Annotated in this window: 7 protein-coding genes; 2 read left to right on the top strand and 5 right to left on the bottom strand. The window is 52.0% G+C overall.

Annotation, left to right across the window (positions count from 1 at the left end):
- Positions 1–317 precede the first annotated feature (317 nt).
- Positions 318–16,142 (bottom strand): golvesin C-terminal-like domain-containing protein, encoded by a 15,825-nt coding sequence (locus tag Pan241w_RS07260; protein WP_145213085.1) that lies wholly within the window; start codon positions 16,140–16,142, stop codon positions 318–320.
- Between the two features lie 571 nt (positions 16,143–16,713).
- Between Pan241w_RS07260 and Pan241w_RS07255 the strand changes: the two genes are divergently transcribed.
- A complete protein-coding gene (locus Pan241w_RS07255; RefSeq protein ID WP_145213082.1) occupies positions 16,714–17,157 on the top strand; it encodes a hypothetical protein in 444 nt (147 codons plus the stop codon).
- A 145-nt stretch (positions 17,158–17,302) separates the two neighbouring features.
- On the opposite strand, the gene Pan241w_RS07250 is transcribed toward Pan241w_RS07255, so the two are convergent.
- The 3 genes from Pan241w_RS07250 to Pan241w_RS07240 form a co-directional block, all read right to left on the bottom strand.
- A complete protein-coding gene (locus tag Pan241w_RS07250; protein WP_145213078.1) occupies positions 17,303–18,310 on the bottom strand; it encodes a tetratricopeptide repeat protein in 1,008 nt (335 codons plus the stop codon).
- A 421-nt stretch (positions 18,311–18,731) separates the two neighbouring features.
- Positions 18,732–21,059 (bottom strand): M48 family metallopeptidase, encoded by a 2,328-nt coding sequence (locus tag Pan241w_RS07245; protein ID WP_145213075.1) that lies wholly within the window; start codon positions 21,057–21,059, stop codon positions 18,732–18,734.
- Positions 21,060–21,207: 148 nt separating this feature from the next.
- Positions 21,208–21,978 (bottom strand): M90 family metallopeptidase, encoded by a 771-nt coding sequence (locus Pan241w_RS07240; RefSeq protein WP_145213072.1) that lies wholly within the window; start codon positions 21,976–21,978, stop codon positions 21,208–21,210.
- Positions 21,979–22,515: 537 nt separating this feature from the next.
- Between Pan241w_RS07240 and Pan241w_RS07235 the strand changes: the two genes are divergently transcribed.
- Positions 22,516–23,961 carry an arylsulfatase gene (locus tag Pan241w_RS07235; protein ID WP_390621018.1) on the top strand — a complete coding sequence of 482 codons (1,446 nt, stop codon included), beginning with the start codon at positions 22,516–22,518 and terminating at the stop codon, positions 23,959–23,961.
- 379 nt (positions 23,962–24,340) lie between these two features.
- On the opposite strand, the gene Pan241w_RS07230 is transcribed toward Pan241w_RS07235, so the two are convergent.
- Positions 24,341–25,513 (bottom strand): TadE/TadG family type IV pilus assembly protein, encoded by a 1,173-nt coding sequence (locus tag Pan241w_RS07230; RefSeq protein WP_145213065.1) that lies wholly within the window; start codon positions 25,511–25,513, stop codon positions 24,341–24,343.
- Positions 25,514–25,532 lie beyond the last annotated feature (19 nt).

Below are 25,532 nucleotides of genomic sequence, written 5' to 3'. Positions count from 1 at the left end.
GTGTTTTTATAAATCGCTGAACTCAGAAAATGTTCAAATCTCTTTACAAGGAATTTAACGCTTTTGATAAGAATTCCTGTCGTATCGATTATGCCGATTGTAAAGGGAATGGAGTCCAGAAGCGGGACGACTTGATTGAGAAGACATCAGACAGATGCCCTTAAGAAGCAGAGATAGAGCCAGATCCCTACTGTGATGTGCCTGTGAAGGGGGCTCAGAACGGACAGAGGCTTAATCGTTCAACGCGCATAAAAACAGCCCCCTGAAACGTGAGTTTCAGGGGGCTGTGGTTTTTTACTTGGCAGCAGTGTCTGCTGTTAGTTCAACAGCGGATTGTCACCGCCGGCGATAGCGCTGAAGAAGTCATCGAGATCGGATGCGTCTGCATCGTCGATCACAGGCAGACGCCGCTGTGAATCGTTCAGCGATTCACTCATCAGGTCGTTGCCCGCTTCATCAGCGTCCAGATCGTCATAACCCAGGACGTGCCCCAGTTCGTGCATCACGACCGTCAACAGATCCATGCGACCGAAGGCTGCACTCGCTTCGTCGGCGACCAGGTTGCCGTCTGCATCCAGCGTGAATTCGCTGTTGTCAAACGGGCTGTCGTCTACGAACCAGCCATAGCCGGCGGCATTCACGTCGATCAGGATCGTGCTGCTGTTCGCACCACCGAGCATCGCATCCGGCAGATCTGCCAACACAAAGCTTACCGACTGCAGACGATCCAGTTCTTCCGCCGTCAACCCTGTGGCACTCCAGTAGGTCAACGCGGCATTCCGCACAGCGTCCAGATCGGCCTGGGTGATCGAGTCAGCAGGCGTGCTGCTTACACCGGCGGCGGCTACCAGCGGTCCGGTCCGTTCGATGCGAACGGCGTCCGCGATGATCGAACCGTCGGCCACATTGTCACTCAGTGTCACCGTGATCGTTCCACCGGCTCCGACAGCGATGGTGCCCAGGATTTCCCAGTACTTGCCTTCGGAATAGAAGTCGTCCGCTTTCAGTCGCTGATTGACCACGATCGGCCCGGTGCCAATGTTATATTCTGCATTGCTGGCCCGAAGGCTCGAATGCTGGTACCAGGTAGTAGACACGGTATACGTCCCGGCGGCCAGACCGTTGAAGTTCCAGGTTGCCGTACCGTTATCGCCCAGATTCAACTGCTGCGCATCAGATTCGTAGTAGAACAGACTCGCACCGCCCTTTGCCTGCCAGGGGCCCACACTGCTGTAATCGGCGTCCCCGTTGTCGACAATCTGCACCGTCGTCATCGTAGCCGATACATTGATCGTGAAGGGATTCTCGTCGGTATCATCGTTGGCAATCGAAACCACGCCGGCGGAGACACCAGACATTCCCGTGCTGTTGAATTCCAGCACAAACGTCGTCGATTGGCCGGCGGCCAGCGCCACCGTTCCCGGCCCCGAGAAGACACTGAAGTTCGCCGGAGTGGAGATCGCTCCCAGGTTCAGCGTGTCGGTGCCTGAATTCGTAATCGTGAAGGTCTGGAACAGGGATTCCGCAAAGCTGGCTGTGCCCAAGTCGACACTGCCGACGCCGCTGACCAGATCAACGGCGTCTGCCTGCACTTCGATTTCCGGGCTTCGCAGGCCGATGGGAATCAGTTCCAGTCGCATCGCATCGGCGACGACATCACCATTGGCACCGTCGTCGGTAATCGTCACCGTCAACGTGGCTCCTGCTGCCACCTGGAAGTTCCCCAGTTCTTCCCAGGTCGTACCATCGGCAGTGAAATCATTGGGAGCATACCGCTGGTCCAGGCTGACCGTAATCGGTCCCCCTTCAATTCCGGAGATCGTGATCTGGGCATCCGGTGCCAGACTGCTGTGCTGGAACCAGTGAGTCGATACCTGATAGGTGCCGGCTCCCAGATTGTCGAAGGTCCAGGTCGCGGTGTTGCTGCCCAGCAGATCGCCACCACGCAGGATATCCTGATCCCGCTGGAAGTAGGTATAGAACGAGGAATCGTAATTGATAGAAACGGTTTCCCAGGGACCACTGTTGCTGTAATTCAGGTCTCCATTGTCCACAATCATCGAGTTTTGTGCCGATCCCGTCACACTGAAGTTGAAGGGATTTGCATCAAACGAATCAGCGCCGAAGGAAATCATGCCGCCAAAGGGACCGGCGACTGCAGCATCCATCTGTACGGTAAATGTGGTGGAAGACCCAGGTGACAGATTGTCATTCCCAAAGCCACTAAGGAGGCTGAATCCTGCTGGCAGGTTCAGCGTTCCCAGTGCCATATTCCGTTCACCATAGTTGGTCACAGTGAAGGTCTTGATGACAGGAGCCCCGACGATGGTCTCTTCGAAATCAACGGTGCCGCCATCTTCGACGACTCCCCCGTCAACTTCCACGCTGATCACAGGATCGACCACGCGATAGATGCGGATTTCATCGGCGAAAACAATCCCATCGGCATTGTCGGTCAGCTGCACACTCAGGGTGTTCCCTGTGATCGCAACCGGATTACCAATATATTCCCAGAGCGTGCCATCATCCAGGAAATCATTGGGGTTGGTCTGATGACTCACCAGTACGGTCGTCACAGGAGACAGATCGTCATAGATCGTATAGGGAGCGTTGCTAGCAGCGGCCCCGCCGTAGGGAGCGAGATTCGGGTGGACGTACCAGTTAGCAACCACCTGATAACGGCCTGGTTCCACATCAAAGCTCCAGGTGGCACTGTTGGCACCACTGCCGCCCACATCTGCCACGCCGGCATACAGGAATTCGGGATCGCCAATGCCCCGGGGGGTATAATCGTTCCAGGTTCCCGTGGTAGAGAAATCGGAGTCCGTGATGCCGACGGTGGCCGGCCCCGCTGTTCCACTCACAGTGAAGTTATAAGGATTCTCATCTTCGTCGCCCGTTGTAAACGAAATCTGACCAAAGGTAGAACCGCTGGTCCCCCCGTCAAACTGGATCGTAAAGGTAACGGAACCACCGCCGGCAATCGTAACCGGCATTGTATCGGTTCCAAACGGCGAAGCGGGATCAATGCTGAAGCCGGCAGGAAATTCGACCAGGCCGGTGACATCGACGTCCATCGAAGACAGATTGGTCACGGTAAAAGTCTTGCTGACCGGTACTCCGGGCAGCGTGCTGCCGAAGTCAACATTGCCGGTATCGTCTTCGACAACCGTGCCCATATCCACGGTGACCTGCAGATCGGGCTCTGGCAGATATTCAATGCGGATCGCATCGGCAATCACGCCGTAAGACAGGTCGGACATATGGTAGAAGTCACGCGGATTGTTGTTGGCGTCGTTGGTCAGCGTGACCGTCAGTACCCCACCAACAACAAGGTACGATGCGTTCAAATCAAACCAGGCAGTTCCGTCTTCCGTAAAGCTGGACGGGGTAACCTGCTGGTTGACATCGACCGTCACCACGCCCGATCCGCCATCCAGAGAGAACGGCGCGTCATCGACGCGGTTGAAATAGGGAGCCCAGGTGGTCGAAACCCGGTAATTGCCATCGGCCAGATCGGTAAAGGTCCAGGTTGCGGTTTCTGCACCAGGTTGAGTCGTGGCGCCGGGCTGATTTGGAATCGCTGCCGTCGAATCCGCTTGGTAACCATCGTCACCCAGGTTGGTTCCGTCCGGGAAATTTTGAAAACCGGCCGTTGCGGAAAATTCCGCATCGCCGTCATCGATGATCACCACGTTGGAAACACGGCCATCCAGCAGAATGTTGAAGGTCGCTTCGTCGACATCATCGGTTTCGAATGAGAAGATGCCGGAGCGGTCTCCGAAGCTGGAAGCGTCCATCGTAATCGTAAACTGGATCGTGGCCCCAATGCCAACGGCCTGAGGGGTCAGGTCGGTCGTATAACCAGCTGGAATTGTGATATTGCTGATATTCAGGACCGCGGAACCGTTATTGGTGATTTCAAAGGTTCGCACGGCGGGAGTCAACAGTTCGGTATCACCGAACTGAATACCGCCGGGATGTCCGTCAACGACCACCGCCGGTGGTGCCAGTACGTCGGTCACATCCGTCAGTTCGATTTCCGGACCTGCAGAAACCCGTTCGATGCGGATCGCATCGGCGATCACATTGCCATCGGCCAGGTTGGTCAACATGACGGTCAGGGACCGGGTGCTGATCGTAAACGTCCCCAGATCTTCCCAGATAGCGCCATCGGCACTGAAGTCATCGGGCAGTAACTGCTGATTCAGATCAACGGTTGCCAGCGGAGTCGCAGCAATGGTGCCCACATCGGACTGAGCCCCGTCAAAGACCGTAAACGGAGTATCGGTGGCGACGAGCCCGACTGATTGAGGATTGTCCGAAACTGGCCAGGTCACGGAGACCCGGTATTCTCCCGGTGTCAGGCCGAAGAATTCCCAGAAGGCCTGAGCAGGCCCCGTTCCGGTCGGCGTGTTTCCGTGGACCGAATGAATGTCGTCTTCGAAACCAGTCCCATTGGTAATGGCGGCCGTTCCATTCGGATGGAAAGCCCAGTCTCCGGTGAGCGTGAAGCCGACATCGCCGTTGTCCACGATGAAGCCGGGACTGTCTTCAAATGGACGCACATTTTCGAAGTTCAGATACTGCACGGTACCCACGCCGTCCGCCGTCAGGGAGAAGCCGGTGTCGATCACGGACTGTCCCTTGGCGTCGAAGTCCAGCGTATCCAGGCCCCCGCGGCCGTCGGCCGAACGCAGGACCGGTGGTCCGTCGATCGGGAAGTTACCGTCCTGGGAAAGTGGATCGATGAAGATCAGGTCGTTGAACTCACTACCGACCACGTTTTCCATGAAGCTGGGGTTCGTATCCGGCTGCTGTGGCTGAATCTGTCGCAGTTCGACCGTGTTGCCGCCGAAGACATCTTGAGGCATGTTGATGATATCGGCATCAAACACGATGCCCTGGCTGGCGAAGCGGAAGTCGATCGTGTCGTTGCCGTGGATATCGGTGATCACGTCGGCACTGCCGCCGGCCCCTGGTTCCATCAGGAACACGTCGTTGCCGCCGTTTTCGCTGCCGACGCCATTGCCGCCGCCGTCCAGGTTGTCGTTGCCGAAGCCGTCACCCAGAATGTTGTCATCGTTGTCGCCGGTGATATTGTCGTTGCCGTCACCACCGAAGACGTTTTCGATGCTGTTGTCATCGTCGCCGCCGCCGGTGCCCAGAGCCAGGCCACCACCAATGTTGGTCGCGGTTCCGGCAAACAGGTCGACGTTCACGCCTGTGGTGTAATCCCGGTAATCGAGGCTGTCGTTCCCCAGATCCCCGTTCAGGGTGCCGGTGAGGCCCGCTCCGTCACTCAGGTCGAAGCGGTCATCCAGGTTGCCCCCGATCAGGTTTTCGAAGTCGAGGAAGCTCAGGAACTGTTCCGGTGGTGTGGCCGTGGCGTCACCGCCCGTGGTCGGACGACCGCTCATCAGGTTGGGACGGTCGGCGATAATGAAGCCGGTATCCGTCGAGGTGATACCCCAGTAGTTATTCAGATCGGGACCTTCCAGCGTATCCCCGCCGGCGGTTCCCAAGAGATCGTCGATGTTATCGAAGCCCAGGCTGCCGATGCCGGTACCCAGGATGCTGCCGTTGTTTTCGCGGCCCTGGAAGCCGTCGATGGTTCCCAGACCGGAGAGGGCAATGTGCACCACGGCGGCATAGGTGGTGTAGTCGATGGTATCGACGTCGCCGCCCCCGTCGATGAAGCCTCGCAGAATGCTGCCAGGCAGGAAGAAGAATTCATCATTGCCGGCATCCCCGTTCAGGCGGGTGTCCACGCCCATGGGCGTGCTGCCGTTCTGCAGGGAGAAGTCATCGTCGCCGTTAAAGCCGTTGATCGTGACGTTATTCAGGTCTTCCTGAGTCGTCAGGTTCACACTGATGTCATCATTGCCGTCGGTCCCCGTGACGTTCAGGTTATCGATTGCCATATACGTGATATCGGTGCCCACGGCACTGGTCAGGCCTTCGACGGTGGTCGAAGTGACTTCGAACGTGTCACCAGTCAGATCGCCGGAATCGATGAGGATCAGCGTGTCGTCGCCCCCTTCGCCGTCAATCATGATCTGAGCATTGATGTTGTCGACGGTATTGCCGGCATCAAAGACATTGATCACGTCATCGCCGGCGGCCGCCAGGATGTCGATGTTGAGTACGCCCAGCGGAGCCGAATGCACACGGATCACATCGTTGTCGGCTGCGTTGGTGCCGAAGACGTCATCGGCATCCAGTTCGATATTGGTCAGACTGGTGATGGAGTCCAATGCAATCAGGTCGATGGTTTCGCTGCCCGGTCCCGAGACCAGTTGCAGATCGTTAAATCCACCGAACAGCAGGTTGGTGAATCCACCATTGGCCATCACCTGGGAAATCCCGTCGCCGGCTCCGAGAGCATCGTCAATCACCACCTGACTGGTTGCCGGGGTGGCACTGGCATCGACGTGCAGACCACCGCCGGTGGTCGTGCCAAAGATCCCGGCCCCTTCCACGCGAGCGAAGGAGAGCCCCAGATCGATATCGGTGTCGCCCGTCAGAGCAGCCACAATATTGCCGCTGCCCAGGGCATCGTCCATGTCCGAGAAGTAACCGGCGTCATGGTCGGTAATGAAGTCGACGTTCACGTCATCAACGCCGGCGCCCCCGTCAAAATGAATCGTGATGTCGGTGGCATCGTAGGTGTTGGGGTTGAAGATGTCTTCCAGGAAGAAGTCGGCCGCTGCATTCAGGTGCGAACCGTTGGAAATGCCAATCGCCGGAGCCGCCGTGGTAAAGAACGGCAGGCCGCCGGGAGATTCGTTGATGTTCAGCGTGTCGTTATCGGCAGAACCGATGACGGTGAAGGAGAGAATGTCGCTGGCGTCTCCCGTGAAGAAATTCGCCGCATTGATATCGATCACCAGATCGGTGCCCGATCCATCCAGGGCCGCGTCAATCGTATCGGCGGCTGCATTCTGGAAACCGGAAGCCAGCATGTCCAATACCAGGTGGTAAGCCCCCGTGCTGGTGGTGACGTTTTCGATGCTGCTGTAGGTTACCGGCAGTTGAGGATCGCCGGCAAAACTGAAGGTTCCCGAACCAGGGCTCATTCCCAGTGTCAGCACGGGAGACGTCAGCCCGGTAAAGTCCAGATTAAGGACATCGCCGGGAACCGTCGGCAGAGTCGGATTACCGCCGTTAATGGTAATCGGTGAATCCTGCGTTGGCAGAATGTTGAAGGTATCTTCATCGTCGCCGCCGTTGATCGTAGTCAGGGTCGCATCGACATTGCCCAGCAGGTCGACGGTCGCACCAGCTCCATCGGTAATCGGATCGACGTTGATCGTAATCGTTGTATCTGCGATGACTTCCCCAGTCAGTGCGAGCAGGAAGTTGTCGCCGGAATTCAAGATTACGTCCGCGCCCGTCGATTCGACGGTCACACCGGCATTGATTGTCAAATCATCCCCGGGGCCGGCACCATCGGTTGAGGTCAGAGTGACCGTCCCTGAAGCCGTAACGTTGCTGGCAACGGTCAACGGGCTGGAAGCGGAAACGGTTACCGAACCGTTCGTGGCCACCACACCTGACAAGGGAATCACATCGCCGATGATCAAAGCGCCGGTATTGCTGACAACAACGTCGCCCGAGGTGACATTGGCAGACAGGGTGCTCACTGCGGTGTCGATATCCGCATCTCCCGCACCGCCAACACTACCCGCCGCCTGGAATGCAACTCCACTTGCGGTAATCAATGGTGCTTCACTCGGGCTGGTCGTGTTATCCACAACGCCGCCCCCATTACTAATCACCACGACTCGACCACCTACAGACTGCAGATCGGCAATCTCGACGTCCCCAAAAGCCTGTGCAAGCAGATCACCGCCTCGTGCATTGACAAGACTCCCCTCATCCTGCGTGAACCCACCGCTGCTGTCACTGTTGAAATCAGCAATGAGCCTGACTAATTCAGCCGTGGTGGTATCCACCAGAGAAGACGCTCCCAGTACCAGATTATCATCAGCGAACAGGTTAATCTCACCACCATTGGTCTGCACGGTATTGTTGACGTTGATATCCCCTTGTACGTTCGCCTGAACAATCGAGGCCGCACCAGTAGCTTCAATGGCAGAGTTGATATTCAGCGTCCCGCCGATGGCTAAGAAAATATGACCAGGGGCCGTCATCCCGATCAGTCCGTCTACAATCCCTACCGTGGCTGCAGAAGGTTCCTGGATGAAGATATCGCCTGACGTTGTGACAGCGGCCATGGTATTGATGGCCAGATCAATGTCGCCGGCACCCGCAGCTCCAATGACGGTCGCGGCCCGCAGGGCCACGGTATCTGCAGTAATCACAGCGTCTTCTGCAATACTATTGTCGCCGATGTAACTCAGGGCCGAGGTAATCTGCACTTCGCCACCCGTATTAACGTTAGTTAGAGAGATTTGGAGGGATGCATCAAGGTCAATCAAACCATTCCCACTGCTGGTGATCTCTGTTCCATCGACCATTGTAAGGTCACTAGCAGAATCAATATCGATCAGGTTACTACCAGTATTGGAGATGACAGCAGAATTATTAACAAGGAAGCCCCCCCCGGTATTTTCCAGCTCCAGAGTTCCCGTGGAAGCGGCAATATCGTTTGAAATTGTCATGGTATCGTTCGATCTTAAATCAACGGCTCCCCCTGTAACTGCCTCACTGACCAACAGAGTGCCAGTGGTCGTCAGGAAGATGCTACTGGCAGCGGCTGTGATACCACTCAAACCATCGACCGTGCCAATTTCCAATGCTCCGGTATTATCAATCGTAAATCCACCACCGGCCACGCTGGTTGCCAGAGTATTGACGTTTGTGTCTATACCGGTAATACCGCCGGGACCACCAACACGCAACGCCGCCCGATCTGCGGTGATCAGAGCATTGCCTGTGAAATCATTGATCCCACCGCCTGTAGCGGTCACACGAACTTCACTGGTTGTTGTGACCTGTAACGATTCCACATTGAAGAAGGCCGTTAAATCGATATCACTGGCACCGGCATCAATCGAACCGGCTGCAGCAAAGGTAATATCATTGAATGTCGAATCAATATCCACGCTGCCCGTAGTGGTAAACGCGCCATTCACGTTGACCTGACCGGCAGTCAGATCCAACATACCCGCTCCGATGTCAACTGTTCCCGTGTTGATAATATCATCGGTGCCCGCATTGACCGTCAGGTTGGCGGTAAAGGCGGCGTCAGCCCCATCAAGATTCACGGTATCGACACCACTGCCGCCGCTGGCTTCGGTGTTGATCGTGAGTGTCCCGGTGGGATGTGTAAAGACAACGGATTCACCGAGCGTGGAATCAATCTGCGATTGGCCTCCAATTCCACCATCAGTGAGTGAAATCATTTCACCGGCACCGGTGAAACTGAAGATCCGATCGGTCGCAGCAATCGTATCGAGTACCGGTTCCAGACCGGTGTAAGTAATCGTCGCAAAGCCTTCACCATTATAGAATACGCTGCCGTCATTGTCGTTTACGAAGCGATGTTCAACCGAGCCTGCGGTTCCGCCGATAATCTCGAGGGTATCGCCGAGCGTTTCGCCGCCAGAGCCACCATTGAAAGTAATCCCATCGACAGGATCAAACAGGCCACCGGCAGGGTTATTGATTACCAGTCGATCATCGCCAGTCAAACCATTGAAGGTGAAATCGGTGACCGCGGAGAAATTGATGACCGAACCACCGTTGATCTGGTAAGTACCCGAATCAGCACCTGTCGCTGTAATTGTCAGCACGTCATCGCCGGCTGTACCATCCACGGAAATACTGCCACCAAACGTGAGACTTTCAATTTCATCAAAGGTTACATTCTGGAATCCACCGGTGGCAGCGATCGTGCCGCTATCCGGGCCGGATGGAGTGAATGTGGATGTTTCTCCCATCGGTGTCAGATAGGTCAGCGAATCGCCGGGAAAAGCGGGAAGGCTTGGAGTGCCACCAAAGATATCGATGGTTGTCAGAACGTTTGGATTGACGGTGATGTCGTCCATATCTGACCCGGTAAAGAGCCTCAGGTTTTCCAACGCTTCAAAGCTCAAGGAATTTGCTCCAGCACCCACTACACTCCCAATTCCGGGGAGCAAACTGACAATGTTGATGATATCGCCGGTCGCATCGCCGGAATCATCGACAATCAACTCATCTGTTCCATTGCCGCCCACGAACGAGAAGATCGACTGAATCCCGTCTACGGTACCACCATTGTTGAGAACACCACCGTTGCCGTCGATGATGACCTGATCGTCATCATCGTCGCCCGTCACGGTAATCTGTGTTCCGGCGGTCAGAATTCCATTCAGGTTGGCTACGCCCCCTTCTGCATCAACACCACTATTGATATCGAGTGTGATATCAATTGCAGCAGCAGAGTTCAGTGTAACACCTGTGGCGAGATTTAAATCATCTCCTGCAAGCAGGTCGATGTCGCCCCCCGTACTGGTGATCCCTGCATTGACATTCAAATCATCCCCAACCGCTGCCGAACCTGCGACTTCAAATGAGACACCGTCTCCCGTGACACTCTGGTTGACTGTGATCGCACCAAAGCTAACCAGTCTGGCAAGACCTGTGGTGACAGTCACTCCTGAAAGACCATCGACCGTACCAATTTCTAAAGCCCCACTAGCATTAGCAAGAATCATATCTCCCGTCGTCGTGCTCGCAGCCAATCTGCTGACAGCGATATCAAAATCGGCTGCCCCAGCACCGCCAATCCCGGTTGCAGCCCGCAGTACCAGTTCGTTACTGGTCACCAGGGAGAGATCGGCAGCCGTGTTGTCCTGGATGGCTCCACTGACAGACTCAATCGCAATCGTTCCCCCTGCACTTTGCAGAGCGGCAATCAAGGCATCACCAGTCGAGGTCACATCAATCATGCCGCCAAAGGCATCGACTATTGAGATCTCATCTTGTTGGAACTGTCCACCGCCCATACTATCGGCATCTGCCGTCAACGTCACTGTTGCAGCCGACGTCGTATCGATACTAGAAAAGGCATTGATCACCAGATTGTTATCGGCCAGCAGATCGATTGCTCCGCCGTTGGTTTGTACGGATGCACTCACGTTGATATCACCCTGTGCATCGGCCAGAATTGTGGATCCGGCACCAGTCGCTTCAATATCGTGGTTCACATTGAGCGTCCCACCGATTACCAGTGAGATATCACCGGCGGCTGTGATTCCACTCAGACCGTCGACCAAACCAATGGATGCGGCAGACGGTTCCTGCAGGAAGATATCTCCTGCTGTACTCTCGGCAGCCATGATATTGATTGCCAGATCAAGGTCACCAGCGCCAGCTAAACCGATATGTGATGTGGCCCGCAGTGCGACTGTGTCCGCGGTGATGACTGGCGACTCTGCTGCCGTATTATCATAAATCTCACCACCGGTTGTTGTGATCTGGACTTCGCCACTTGTATTCACATTCGTAAGCGAAACATGGCCGGCCGCATCAATGTCAATCAGACCGGACCCACTGCTGGTGATCTGAGTGCCATTATCTGCCATGGAGAAATGAAAACCTGAATCGATCTCAATCAGATTGCTACCAGTATTAGAAATGACAGCTCCATCACTTATTAAGAAGCTCCCTGTCGCATTGGACAGCTGGAGTGCCCCGCCGGAGGCAACGATATCTTCATTCACGGTCATGTAAGAGCCTGAAACAATGTTCGTCGCGCCGCTGACCGTGATCCCGTTGATGCCACCGGCATTACCGATGACGATCCCATCAAGCTCAGCCAGTTCCAGGCCACCGCTGATATTGGCTTCCAGAAAAAAAATATCAGTCTCCAACGCATCCCCTACGCCGACCCCTGTCGCCGCTGTCAGGGTAGTGGTGCCATTGGATGAAATATTAAAGGCTCCGGCATTGGCATCATTGATGGCGCCTGCGGTCGAAGTGAGGGTCACGTCCGCATTGCTGCCAACTATCCCCAGCTCAATATTATTCACCGCTTCCAGGTCTATATTTCCGGGACCAGATAAAAGACTGCCCGCCAGCGCAAAGACGATGGTATCGCCCGCGTTAATGTCAACATTGCCGGTTGTGGTGACCGCACCATTTACATTGACGTCTTCGGCGTTGATTGTGGTATTACCACTGCCCAGTGTCAGCGCTGCCGCCAGATTGACGGTATCGTCGTTGCCTTCTCCGTTAATGGTAATGTTCGCGGCGAAGGCAGGGTCCAGTGAGTTGACGTTGACGATATCATCGCCGCCACCGGCGTTAATGGTCAGCGTTCCAGTGGGGTTATTAAAGGTCGTCATTTCCCCAGCGGTCGAGTTGACGGTCGTCTGTCCGCCACCAGCGTCGGTCACGGTAATCGTCTCGCTGGTACCACCAAAATTCAGTGTAACATCGGTCGCGGTAACTGTAGACGAGATTGGCTCCAGACCGGTATAGGTAATGAAATCGACTCCGGAGCCATTGAGTTGGATACTACCATCACTGTTATTGACAAAGAAGTATTCCATTGAGGTCAGGCTGCCGTTGACCAGTTCGAGTGTATCAAAACCAGCAGCACCGCCGTTGAACTCGATTTGCAGTGGAGTCGTGTGATCAATGCCAGTCATGTCGATGGTTAAGGTATCGTTCTGACCGTCTTCACCGTTAATGACCAGTGGACCATTCAGAGAAGCAAGAGGGATCGAAGAAATGATCGTTCCAGATCCCACTTCGGTAATGACGACGTTGCCACCGACTATCGCGAACGTGTACTCATCTGCCATGCCGTTTGAAGGGAGAGTCACTTCAGGAGTGGAATCAACCATGTGGATCACCACATCGTTGCCGTTACCGCCGACATAAGTGAGGTAGGCACTCAGACCACTGCCCAGGAAGTCGATGAACTCGAAACCTTCGGGAAGTCCAGCAAACGTGCCCGTCACAGGGCCGACACCAGTATTCTCGATCAAGGTAAAAACGTCACCGTCGACGGGATCATATCCGTCGATCAGGTTCAAAGTGGCGCCACCGAGATCAACAGTTCCGCTTACTACGAACTGATCAAAACCGGAACCGGGAGTCGTGCTGTTGATTTCAATTTCCAGCGCGTCATCGCCGTTTAAGATCAAATCTCCGTTGATGATGGCCTGACCGGGACTGTTGCCGGGAGCCAGAGTGACATTCTTATCGATACCCGTTGCCGTGGTATTAACGTTTTCGTTGTAGGTTCCGCTGCTAATGTTGACCGTTCCACCAGGAGTGACTGCCTGCAGTGCTTCTGCGATGCGATCTGGCGCTCCAGTCTGGCCTCCCTCATCGGTGACATTCAGTGTGGTGAAATCCCCCTGAAAACCGGTCGTCCCGCCATCAACGTCTGTGCCATTATCGAGATAAGTTGAGAAATCAACACTGCTGACATGGGGCATCAAACCTGCGACAGTTGCTTCGACCACCGAACCCCACCAGTTATTAGAAGCATTGGTAATCGCCCCTGCACCACTGACAATGCCGGCGGTATTTCCTGCCAGTGAGTTATTATTGATATTCAACTGGGCGCCGACGATCAACCCGCCGAAAACATCGCCGACTGCATCATAGAGAGTGACGGCGTTGTCGAAGTTGATGATATAGTTATTGCTGACGTCGATGACAGCGGCGGCATCAATCTGGCCCATTGAACTATCGTTGGTCCGCACAACGATCCCCGAAGAGGGAGGCGTACCACCAAGGCTGCCAACGTTTCCACCATCAATGGCGTTGCGGCGGATATTAATCGCATCGGAAGCACCACGTACCTGGATCCCATGAGCGGCCATGGCACCCGCACCAAACGTTCCAGAAAATGTGAAAGAGTTCTCATCGATATTGACAGGAGCGTGAGAGAAGTTTGCATCGAGGCGAACATCAATCTTCGCCCAGTCTGCGGTCATGACGCCCACATCACTGTTGATAGTGTTATTAGCGATATCAATGGTGCCGGCCAGACCACTGTTGGCGACGAAAATCAGAACTGATGAATTCGCTGAGTCGGTCATCATGTTATTGATGATCTGTAGATTCTCTACGTCTGTTCCTGCACCGGTATAATTCTTGAAGAGAGTGAAGTCGCGGCGGTTGTCTTCAAAGGTGTTGCCATCGATGGCAGAATCACGAATTTCTTCGGCGAAGATGGCAGTATCGGTAAAGTTTCGGAAGGTTGAACCAGTTACCTGCAAATCACGCACGTTTCCAGTGCTGCCATCGTTTGCCTGGTAAAAGCCTAACGAGCCACCATCAAATTCGGTATTTGTGATATCGATCCCATCACCGACGGCGGAAGAAGCAAGCCGAATCCCGGTAGCTGTATTCTGGAAGAGGCTGTTGGTGACACTCATGTTCGTCACGGTGGTGTCGTTATGAATTTCAATCCCGCGTGAGCTCATGTTGACGAAATGCACATTATCGACCTGCAGGTCGTCAACGGTACCCGCTGCCAGTTCAGCACGAATCCCCTGAGAGGCATTCTGCAGGGTCATGTCCTGGAAGCGAACATCGTTTGCTGTCACTGTAAACAGGTTGCCGGCGTTATCAACAACGGTGCTGCCGGTGCCTGCTCCGTCAAGGATAACTGACTTATTAACATTGACGTTTTCATTATAGGTGCCGGCAAGGATATTCACTGTACCGCCGGACGTCACACTATCGATGGCTTCCTGAATGCGGCCGACTCCCCCGGTCTGGGCTCCCAAGGTAGTCACATTCAGAGTGGAAAAATCACCCTGAAAACCAGCGGTCCCCCCGTCTGTGTCTGCACCGTCATTCAAGAATGAAGTGAAGTCGACCATGAGTGGTGTGCCGCCATCTCCGTCTTCCATTAACGCTGCAATACTACTTTCGTTGGTGGTTCCCCACCAGTTTCCCGACGCATCGACTGCGGTTGTCTGGTCACCGAAATGTCGAATCGCTTTGGCATCGCCGCGAACGCCGCCATCGATAAATGTGTTGTTGTTGATGTGAATCGTGGATGCATCGATCCCCGATCCTCCATCGGGGAGACGCAATCGGATCCCGTGAGTCGGCTCGGCAGCACCGACGACATCGTTGTAGTGGATCACGTTATTCTCGATTGTCACGTTCTCTGAAACAGTCGTGCCATACTGTCCTCCCCAGAGTTCGAATGCCTGCCCAAAGAAACCAGGGTAGGCTTCGATGTTCTGGAATGTGTTGCCGACGATTTCACCACCAATTGTTCCAACCTGAAAACCAGTGAAGAAATTCCCATCGAAAGTGTTTTCTCGGATCTGAATATTACCAGCATCGCCCATGTTCATCCCGACGCCGCCTGTAAACACGTTCTGTTCGACGACAGCGTCATTGATCGTGCCGCCGTTTTGGAAGATTCCCCCCGTCGTTCCAGCGAAGTGGTTTCCGACAATGTGCATTCTCTCGAAAGAACCGCCTCCGCCGACCAACAGCGCATCTCCGTCTCCCGTGAACTGAAAGAGGTTTTGTTCGACTGTCAAATCATCAAACGAACCGGATTGCAACTGGATGCCACCTTGAACCCCCGAAATATTTGTGTTGTTGAAAATGTTGTTGGCAATGGTCAAGTTATTCGCACTTGCGTAGCTATCGATCACACGTCCGCCGTTTCCTTCGAAGGAAAAACCGTCGATTGTGACATCGTCCGCAGTCGGCTGAATCGCATAAAAACCATCATGGTCGATGATACTTTCGGCTCCTCGGGCCATGGCATTCGGGTCGATACCTGCATTAGCTCCGAGCAAATCGACCGACTTGTTCAATGTGATCAGCCCGCTATAGGTACCCGCGGCGACTTGAATCGTGTCGCCGGTAGCGGCAGCAGCGGTGACAGCGTCGTTAATCGTGGCAAAGGCATTCGTCCCGAAAATCAGCCCTACTGTCTCGCCGGCTTCACCAAACGCAAAAGTGACAGTATCACCCGCGTCCAAACCGCCGGCCCCCTGGTCATTCGTGATCACCAGGGAGTCATCGACGAATAATGTTGTCAGCAGCGTCCGGTCTTCCAGAACCTCGGCTGTCGAAATTCGGTTGTTCACGGCAGCGTGCCAGCGTCGCCGAATCGCACGACGATCACGAGAACGATATGTGGGACGTTTTTTGATGCGGGAAGTGATAGTACCGAGCCAATTCGTAAGCAGCATCCTGTCAACTCCTCAGATAGTAGGTCAATTCAGTTAGAAAAACTGTAAATGTATGAGACGATTGGTATCGAATATTTTTGAGAGGCAGAAAAACCTCACCCCTCATTAGTGTCATTAGGACTTTTTCTTAGTGACATCAGGCCTGTTACCGACCTATTTCCACTTGGCGCAGTAGACCTATTGTCATTTGTCTAACTATCAATATCCGAAATTTCGAAAAAATTCCACAGAAAAAGCGCCCGTTCTCCTAATTTTAACAAATTTACCATAACGTTAATTTCTACCAACACTCCTTAGAGCAACATCTAAAACTCCCGTTGCACCAACGCATAAATCGTATTTTATTTATAATGACATCTAAATCAGGAACAAATGTGCGAGCCTAAATCGGTCTTCAGCCCCCTTATTGTGTAAACGCCGGAAATCTTTTATTTATTCCAGACTATTTTTCTTTACATCAGGGCCGCTTCTCGGGCACAATACGACTATTAGAACAATGGGCAGAGTACGTCACGTACCTGCGTCGTGCGTTCTCTTTCTGGCTCTAAGATCAATCTGTTAGAGGAATCAAATGCAGTTTCAGCATTCAGGAATGGCGTTATTACTGATCTTGGTCTGTGTGTCGAGTTCATGCCAACAATCGGAACATGAGAATCTGATCGGGCGCTGGCAGAATTCGAATGGACCAAATATGATCTTCCGTGAAGATGGCACGGTCTTCAGCATTAATAACGGACCACGTCAGAAAGGCCGCTATTATCTCAATACGGAATCGAAGCCATCCACGATCGTCATGGATATGCGAAAATCTAACATCAATGCCGTATTGTACTTCGATTTCACCCCTTTTTCGGCCAGGCACATTGAACTGACCCCCACCCATATCCAGCGAACGGGTGAGAAGAAAAAAGAATCCGAGATCAAACGTAAAATGCTTTTCCGTAAAATCGATCCCAATGATCCATTGCTGGGAGAAAAACGTTTTACAGTCAAAACGACGCCGGGCGCACCTTGAAGCCGGTTCTATTTTGATCCCACACTGAAACGCCTCTGAGAGTGAAATTAGCGTCCAGGCCTGATTCCCCAAATAAAATCAGGAGGCGAAATGAGATCACTTCGCCCCCTGATTTGATGAGTTTTCTGATTTCTAAATGAGACTATTATTCTGCACTGCGAACCGTAGTCACCGATTCGGTGCTTTGTACCGTTTCAAAGAATTCGTTGTTCTGTGAAGGAATATAGTCATCATTACTGACATTCAGCGGAGGTTCAAATCCCTGAATCGGTAGTTCCTGCACAGCAGAAATTTGTGCCACCGGTAATTCGCTGGCGGCAATTTGCTCAGGATTGATCACATCGACTTCTGCATCTGAAATCACCCGAAATGGTGTTTCTTCTGATGATTCGGCGACTTCTGCAACGACAGCCGGTTCGGATACGACAGGCTCAGCAGCCGGAGTTTGAGCAATTTGTACTTCGGGCTGTGACTCATTACGCTGCATTTGCTGCTTCTGCAGTTCTGCAATCTGCACAATGGCTTCTTTGACAGAATCCAGATTCGGATCCATCTCCAACGCTCGATTGTAGTGCCGTGCGGCGTCATCCAGCATGCCTCGCTGCAGACAGATATAGCCGATGTTCGCATGGGCTTCCTCGGCACTCATCACAGTACGGGCAACCTGATACGCTTCATCCATACGTCCCTGATGTCCTAAGACCAGACTCATATTATTGAACGATCGCTTAGAACTGGGATCACGCTTGATGGATTCTTCCAAAGCGATTTCTGCTGCAGGCAGGTCATTCTGAAGATACAGCGCGTATCCGAGGTCAGTCAGGTACGTGGCGTTATTCGGCTGAATTTTGACCGCTTCCATCAAATACTTTGTCGCGGAATCATGCTTCCCCAATTTGGAACAGACGATTCCCATGCGATGTAAGACGGTCGCATTCTGTGGATTTCGCTGTAACATAACCCGATATGTTCGTTCTGCATCCGCGAACTGCCCTTTATCCTCGGCTGTTCGCGCCATTAGCATTTGTGGTGACTCTTCCAGCGGCATTCTCAAATTTGTTCCCACCATATTGTTCGTATGAGAACAGCCGACGTTAAAAAGAGCGGCAAACCCCGAAAGGATGACCAGAGACCACGTTGTTGAGTTTCGCATTCCATTACCTCACAAAACAAAATTGTGATTTTTCACTATCCATTGTGAGAAACACTCAGACCGTCCTGGGCAGAAACAAGAAAGATCAAACAGTTCTATTCTGACCTGAAAGTTACTCGATAAAAATTCCATTTAAACCATGCCGCTGCTTATTTTTGTGTTACAAATATTTCGCAAAACAGAGGCACTTATTCTCAAGTATCGTCTATTGATTACAAGAAGATGAAAGAACTCAGAGAATCGCTAGACTCTTCTTGAATTCCCATCTGGAGTAAAGCCTATAAATTAACACCAGCGTCTCAATCGGCAGAAATTGCCGGTCAAGAGCAGAAAACCGGTCGCCGATTGGCGTCTTCTTGAGTAGATCACCGTTTGAGACAGAAGGTAAATCCGAGCGAAAATTCACCGCAACCGAAGACGGCTATTCATCCGACTCAGCCTCTTTCGCTTCAAATTCGGGCAATATTTCGAGCCCTAACAGCTTTTCCACTTGCTCTGCGAGGAGACAAAGTTTCCCGAGTGCCCGGTGGTTTAATGACATCAAATTCTCGAAGAGTGCTTCCGAAGCTCCCAGCAGATCCCCTGGGTTATTCGATTCCGGCGTCCGAGATAAAGCAAATTCACCAATCGTGATGTCCGCCTGAGAATGCTCAAAGGGATACGGAAGTCGTTTGAAACGGGTATGAATGGAATTCAGCAGATGTTCCATCTTTTCCATTTCTGTCATAACAACTTCGCAATATTGCTCGTCTTGACGCATCTGATCAAAGAAATGCATCAGGACCTGGAATGAGGTACAAATCGTATGCAGTTCCCACAAACGCGCTATCTGGGAATTGGTGTTCTGCAGCGTTAACAGCAAATCCCGTAAGTCACGTTCCCATTCAGCCGCTTCTGGGATCTGTGCTTGTACTTTAGGCACCAGAAATAACTGGAGTGCCCGTTCCAGCCGCTTGACGATGAGTGTTTCATACTTCTCCAGTTCAATCCGCAGCTCACCTTTTTTACGATCAATGGCAGTGCTTGCTTTGATGGTTTTATCATAGCTGGTCAATGACTTGAGAAATGCGTCATCCCCCCCCAGCTTGATATTCGCGCGCAATGTTACTGTTGCCACATTCACACTGACTGATTTTGATTCCTGTTCGCGAAACTCGTCAACGTACGTTTTATATTTTGAACGATGCTTCAGAACTTTTTCCCGATAATTCTTTAACTCCTGCGCACACTGCTTGGCATCCTCGGGAACCTGTACCGAGTGTTCGGAAATCTGCAGCGGTCGGTTGGGGTAAATCGCCCCCTGATAGTAGCGTTGCACCGCCCGATGCATTTTCTGTTCTTCTTCCTGACGAATCAGCAGTTCATCAATCGAGTGTAACTCGGACGGTTTGATTTTCTTTCCAAAAACGCCAAAGTAAAAATCACGAGTCACATACTTTGCTTCGCGGGGATAGTTACTCAGCAGGACTGTTGCAGGTGCTTTGAGCCGAAAGACCCCCTCGGTCTCTTCATTTTGCACACTGGCAATTCTGGCGAGCGTAGCCGGGTGCGTATCGAACCAGCCTGTCTTTTCCTGCTGAATGCTGGCATCCACGGCCTGCAGGACATCCTCGGGCAGTTTTTTCAAATTGATATTGATCAGCGCGGGAAAGTTATCGACCAGCCGACCTTCGGCATAAAATTGCCCTAAATCATTGAGCGCCCCTTGATTGGCAACTCCTAATAATGCCAGGCGTTTGCTGGTCGCTGCAAAACAACGGCTGCCTGCTAATCGTGCTTCGTAGCGGTCGGCGTCAAATTCCATCTGACGCATTAAGAAACCACTTACCAGATGCCCGACCATCATCAGCACCCACAAAATTTTCCGGGTCAGCCAGATAAAAAGCCGAGCCAGATACAAGATCCAACTGACTCGTAAATCGAGTGTCTCCGAAAGATGCTCCAGTCGTTCATCCCAATCATCGCGTTCATAGACGACTCGCAAAAACCACATATTGATACTGCGAATGATAAACGAAAGCCGCATCCCGGCCCCTTGAGAAAAGTGGCCGAATTCGTGCGCCAGCACACCGGAAAACTGGCGGAGAGACAAACCGGCAATCAAAGGCATACCAATCGTTAATACCAGATCATTGCCAAGCAGACTCAGCCAGCCACGCCTGAAACCGGCAGAAGCATTGACTTGAATATCCAAATTGATTTGCACAGGCCTGGGTGCACCTACGGCATCACAGACTCGATCAACAAACATGAACAACAAAGGCTCATTTTCCCGCTTGAGCGACCGGCGTGAAGAGGACTGTACCGGTCGTGAAAAAAGTGGTTTGAACATGAATACAATCAGGATGGCACCAATCACGATTGGTGCCACGTAGACCAGCGCCATCAGAATCATGCCCTTCCCCCGAGCTCGTCCGGAAGAAGCTGAGCCAGCAACCTCAAACAAACCGAGAGAGTTGACTGCGTGAAAATACACGCCCCAGATCACCAGACCGATAATTCCCACATAGATCAGCGGTAACAAGACCATCACGATACTGACAAGCAGCGCGTTCAGTCGATACAGCATTGTGGGCGTAACGGGCTCGATATTCCCTTCGAGCGCCTGCAGGATTTTTTGCGGAGTCAATTCTTTCGCGGTTGCAGGCGAAGACTTCTTAGAAGCCGGTTTCTGCTTTGTGGCATCTGTTTTCACCGGGTTTGCAGACGTGCGTTTCTTTTGTACTCGTTTGGGGGACGGGTCACTCATCTCAAATCCAGTCTCGGTTTTGCCAGGCGGGAGTAGAATTCCAGAGCCATATATCTGATCCAACGAACAGATATCAGATAGGACATATCCTAAGAATTCGATTTGAAAAAATCTATGCACACCTCTGGACAATTGAGACAGTTCTGCATCAAACTGCTTGCGCGGGATCCTGCCGATAGAACATTCTCAGGGTCTCATATAAATCGACTGAGTACTCCTGCATCTGATGCGGCTGCTCAAAAAAGTGTTCTGAGCAGACGGCAAAGAATTCCGCAGGATTCGTCGCGCCATAGGGATCAATGAAGGTTTCGTACCCATGCCGTAACTGTGAAACCAGCGAGTTATATTCCGCCGTCATGACTTCGTTCCAGCGTTCGTACTCAGCAGGAGCATTCAGGGGCGGTGTTCCGTTAAACTGATGATCGACGGCATCGTAATAGTGCGCAAATTCGTGAATCACCACATTCCGGCCATCATCGGGAATTTCTCCCCCCTCGCGAATGCTTTCCCAGGATAAAATAATCGGCCCCTGCCCCCAGGATTCTCCCAGCCGAAATGAAGTCCCTTCCGTCATGACGCCGATCGAATTCACCAATGTCTCTTTCGCGGCATATGTATCCGGGTAAACCAGAACCGTCTTCAGGCGGTCGAAACAGTCACTGGCAAACCCCAATGTGATCAAACAGGCCTGACCGGCGATCGTCAATTTGACTTCTTCGGTAATTTCAAAACCATTGCAGCCTTCCCAGTACTTCTCTTTTACGAAAATCTGCACTCGTTGATATAACAGACTCCGCTGCTGAGGTGTCAGCCGTGCTAGTTGAGACACATTCTGATTCAGAATTTCTTCCCAGTGTGCTGGCATGGGTGCAGCCAGTATTTTTTTGCGGCGGCGGTTGCGCAACCAGGTAAAAATCATGAAACGCTTTCCTCTGTTCGGATACTGAAAACGGGTACTTAACGTGTTCCACACATGTCAGTCGTATTTTGGGATGCTAATATTTGAATTATAGCTTGAATTCAAGTAGGGAAAGTGACTATCTCAAAGGGAATTTGCGCGATCTGTTCGTGCAAATGTTCTATCAATCTTATCGATTCCATGCTGCAGTATACTTTAGTAAACAAAGTCCGCCTGAATCATATGTAGATTTCGTGGTTTTCATTCTGCTTTGTGAAGAGCTTTTAGCCCAACAAATGGAACGCATTTCTGACGTCATTTTTCGCTTCCACCCTGCCATTTTGCATTCAATCGTCGTTGATACTTGTGAGGACTTGCTTGACCCGCCTGTTTGAGTTAATGATACTGGAACGGATCATATTCAATCTCAGAAATCGAACATCCAGAGGAGTTGCCATGCAGGCGCCAGCATCATTCCCCCTATCAACCTTAACATCACTCAAATGTCTCTTCCGAAGTAATCGATCTAAACCGATTGCATTCCTGCTTATTTTTTGCATTTCAGTTCTTTTCGTCTGCTCAAATACAGCTGTCTATTCTGCTGAAAAAACGAGCCCGAATATTATTTTCATCATGGCCGATGACCTTGGTTATGGTGATCTCGGTTGTTACGGACAACAGAAAATTAAAACGCCCCGCATCGACCAGATGGCAGCGGAAGGCATGAAGTTCACACAGATGTACGCGGGTAACACCGTGTGTGCCCCGTCTCGTTGTGTATTGATGACCGGCTTGCATATGGGCCACGGCCGCGTTCGAGGAAATACCTGGGTCAAACAGAATCAATCGCTCAAACCCGAAGATGTGACCGTTGCGGAAGTCCTGAAACAGGCTGGCTACAAAACCGCGCTGACCGGAAAATGGGGCATCGGTGAGGAAGGTACACAAGGCGTTCCCAACCTGCAGGGGTTCGATTTTTTTTACGGCTATTTAAACCAGCACAACGCCCACAACTACTATCCTGAATTCCTCTGGAAAAATGGAAAGAAAGTCCGGCTCAGAAATATTGTTGACCCCAGCACCATCTCTAAAGGCCCCACCGGCAAAGACAGTCTGGGGGGCGTATCGACGAAAAAAGTAGATTACTCGCACGACCTGATTATGCAGGAAGCGCTCAACTTCATCGACCAGAGTGCCAAACAGCCTTTCTTTTTATACGTCGCACTGACAATCCCCCATGCCAATAATGAAGCAGGGCGAAAAGTCGGCGATGGACAGGAAGTTCCCGACTACGGTATCTACAAAGACAAGGACTGGAAAAAACAGGATAAAGGCCAGGCAGCCATGATCACGCGCATGGATACTGGCATCGGACAGATTCTGGATCGACTCAAGAAACTGAATATCGATCAAAACACGCTGGTGATCTTCACCTCCGATAATGGTCATCACCGCGAAGGTGGCAATGATCCGGAATTCTTCGATGCCAACGGCCCACTCAGAGGCATGAAACGTGATCTGTACGAAGGAGGCATCCGCGTCCCCTTTATTGCCTACTGGCCCGGAACCACGCCGGCAGGGACCGTCTCTGATCACATCGGATACTTCGGTGATTTAATGGCCACTGCAGCAGACCTCGCACATGTCGCCTGCCCTCCCGATCTGGACAGCGTCAGCATTGCCCCCACGCTGACAGGGAAACCAGATCAACAGAAACAGCATGGTTTTCTGTATTGGGAATTCTATGAACAAGGCAGCAAGCAGGCCGCCCGCTGGGGAAAATGGAAAGCCGTCCGCATGCCGATGCTGACGGGCGAAACAGAACTGTATAATCTCGATCAGGACTTAGGTGAAGGAACCAACCTGGCAGACCAACACCCGGACATCGTCAAACAGATGGAAGCCATGATGCAGGAAGCACACACGCCAGATCCCCTGTGGAAACCGGGTGGCAAACGGCCTAAAAAGAAATCCGCTCCCGGCGATGGGAAACCCCGCTTTTAAAATATTTCCTAAGATCCTTTAGTTCGACCTCAAAAAGCAGACTGGTTTCAGTCTGCTTTTTTTATTGTTCGGGGAAGATCGCGATTCGCTTCACTTCCAAATATCTCGCTTATTCTTCTATTTTTTTTGAGTCAAATAGAATGGAATTACGTATTACTAGACAGAACAAAATGGAATACACAATTCTTCAATTCCTATTTCTATCAAGGAGACGAAATAATGTGCTTTACTGTAGACCAGGTAGAAGAATCGGAAAATGATCTGAGACAAAGATAGTCTTTTGCCCCGCTCATTCTCGAAAGAGGAACTGCACGCTGCTTGCCCTTTTGTGAGAAAGAGGCGCGGAGAAAAAAGAGGCTTGCTTAAAGAGAGTCAATTTTCAAGGGAAGATAACATTATCAACACTGACCAAAGCAGCGCGACCAGTGCCGCAGTCATAATAAGCAATTGATGATGCGCTCGCGTTTAAGAAATTGACTCCAAACAGTTGAGAACAAAACCCGTTTACAGGCACGGTTGTTTGCGCGATGACAGCAGGAAAGCCACCCGCCCCACCACCTGTAAGCGTTGCCTCCGAGGTATTGGCTGCTGGCACATTGACAAACACAGTCGAAGCCGTTGATGTCACATTGGAAATCGTATTGCGGAAAGTAACCTCAGCCGTAACCCCATATTCTCCCCATGCATCACCCAGACTACCTGGATAAGGAGCAGGATATCCAGAGGGACTTAATTGATTCGTAGAGACTCCAAAGTGCAGAAAATCTAATTCCGTAAATGAATTTCCGTCAAAATTGATCTGGACCGTTTGAAATTGGTTTGGCGCTAATGGATCTGCAAATGTAAAACAAACATCACCATTCGGGTTAGGACAAACCCAGTTGGGAGGCCCGGGATTAGTCGGATCCACGTCGACCCCACTAAAAGATCCTCCTGTCGTATCCACCTGAGGGGGCGTAAGAGCATTAAAATAAGCGAATGCACTGGGAGGCCCCATTGTCTTAGTTGGAAGGGTAAACGCAATTGAGTCAATGGCAAGATTCGTTCCGGCATCAAAACTCAATCGGATCGAACCTGGAATTACGGTACCGCCAGCGGTGTTATCCGTAATCGTGATTGTAACATCACCGGCTGCACAGCTGGCTTCTGCATTCCCGTTAAAAGTAATGGGATCTGTTGTGGTATCAATGGCCCCAAACACAAAATTCCCCGTATTGGAAGCATTTCCATTGGGGTTGCCAGGACCGGGAGGGGTATAATTTGTGTTAGGTGTGAAAACAACGCCGAGAATTGGATTCGCTTCCGTGTAGGCGACACCCGCATCTCTGGGAATCTGAGTTGCCCCAGTACCACCCTCTCCCCACTCCTTGACAGCAGCCAGAGCTGCAGAATCAAGAGCGTTTTGAACTTCTACCTGCGCCTGCCACAGCGTTGCTATTTCCAGCACAACACAGAAAAAAGTCAGAAACAAAGACCCCCAGATAATCAGCCACAGGATCGCTATCCCGCGCCGCTTCTGATGAACTTCGCTATTCGAATGAATTCGTTTCATGGGTAAAAGATCAGTCTAA

The organism is Gimesia alba (genome assembly GCF_007744675.1).
In the GTDB taxonomy this organism is placed as follows: Bacteria; Planctomycetota; Planctomycetia; order Planctomycetales; family Planctomycetaceae; genus Gimesia; species Gimesia alba.
Note: the sequence above shows the minus strand (reverse complement) of the source record. Positions and strands in the feature narration are given on the sequence as shown.

Coding starts and splice junctions, on each gene's coding strand:
- Pan241w_RS07260 (WP_145213085.1), bottom strand. CDS start 16,142: ATGCTGCTTACGAATTGGCTCGGTACTATCACTTCCCGCATCAAAAAA.
- Pan241w_RS07255 (WP_145213082.1), top strand. CDS start 16,714: ATGCAGTTTCAGCATTCAGGAATGGCGTTATTACTGATCTTGGTCTGT.
- Pan241w_RS07250 (WP_145213078.1), bottom strand. CDS start 18,310: ATGCGAAACTCAACAACGTGGTCTCTGGTCATCCTTTCGGGGTTTGCC.
- Pan241w_RS07245 (WP_145213075.1), bottom strand. CDS start 21,059: ATGAGTGACCCGTCCCCCAAACGAGTACAAAAGAAACGCACGTCTGCA.
- Pan241w_RS07240 (WP_145213072.1), bottom strand. CDS start 21,978: ATGATTTTTACCTGGTTGCGCAACCGCCGCCGCAAAAAAATACTGGCT.
- Pan241w_RS07230 (WP_145213065.1), bottom strand. CDS start 25,513: ATGAAACGAATTCATTCGAATAGCGAAGTTCATCAGAAGCGGCGCGGG.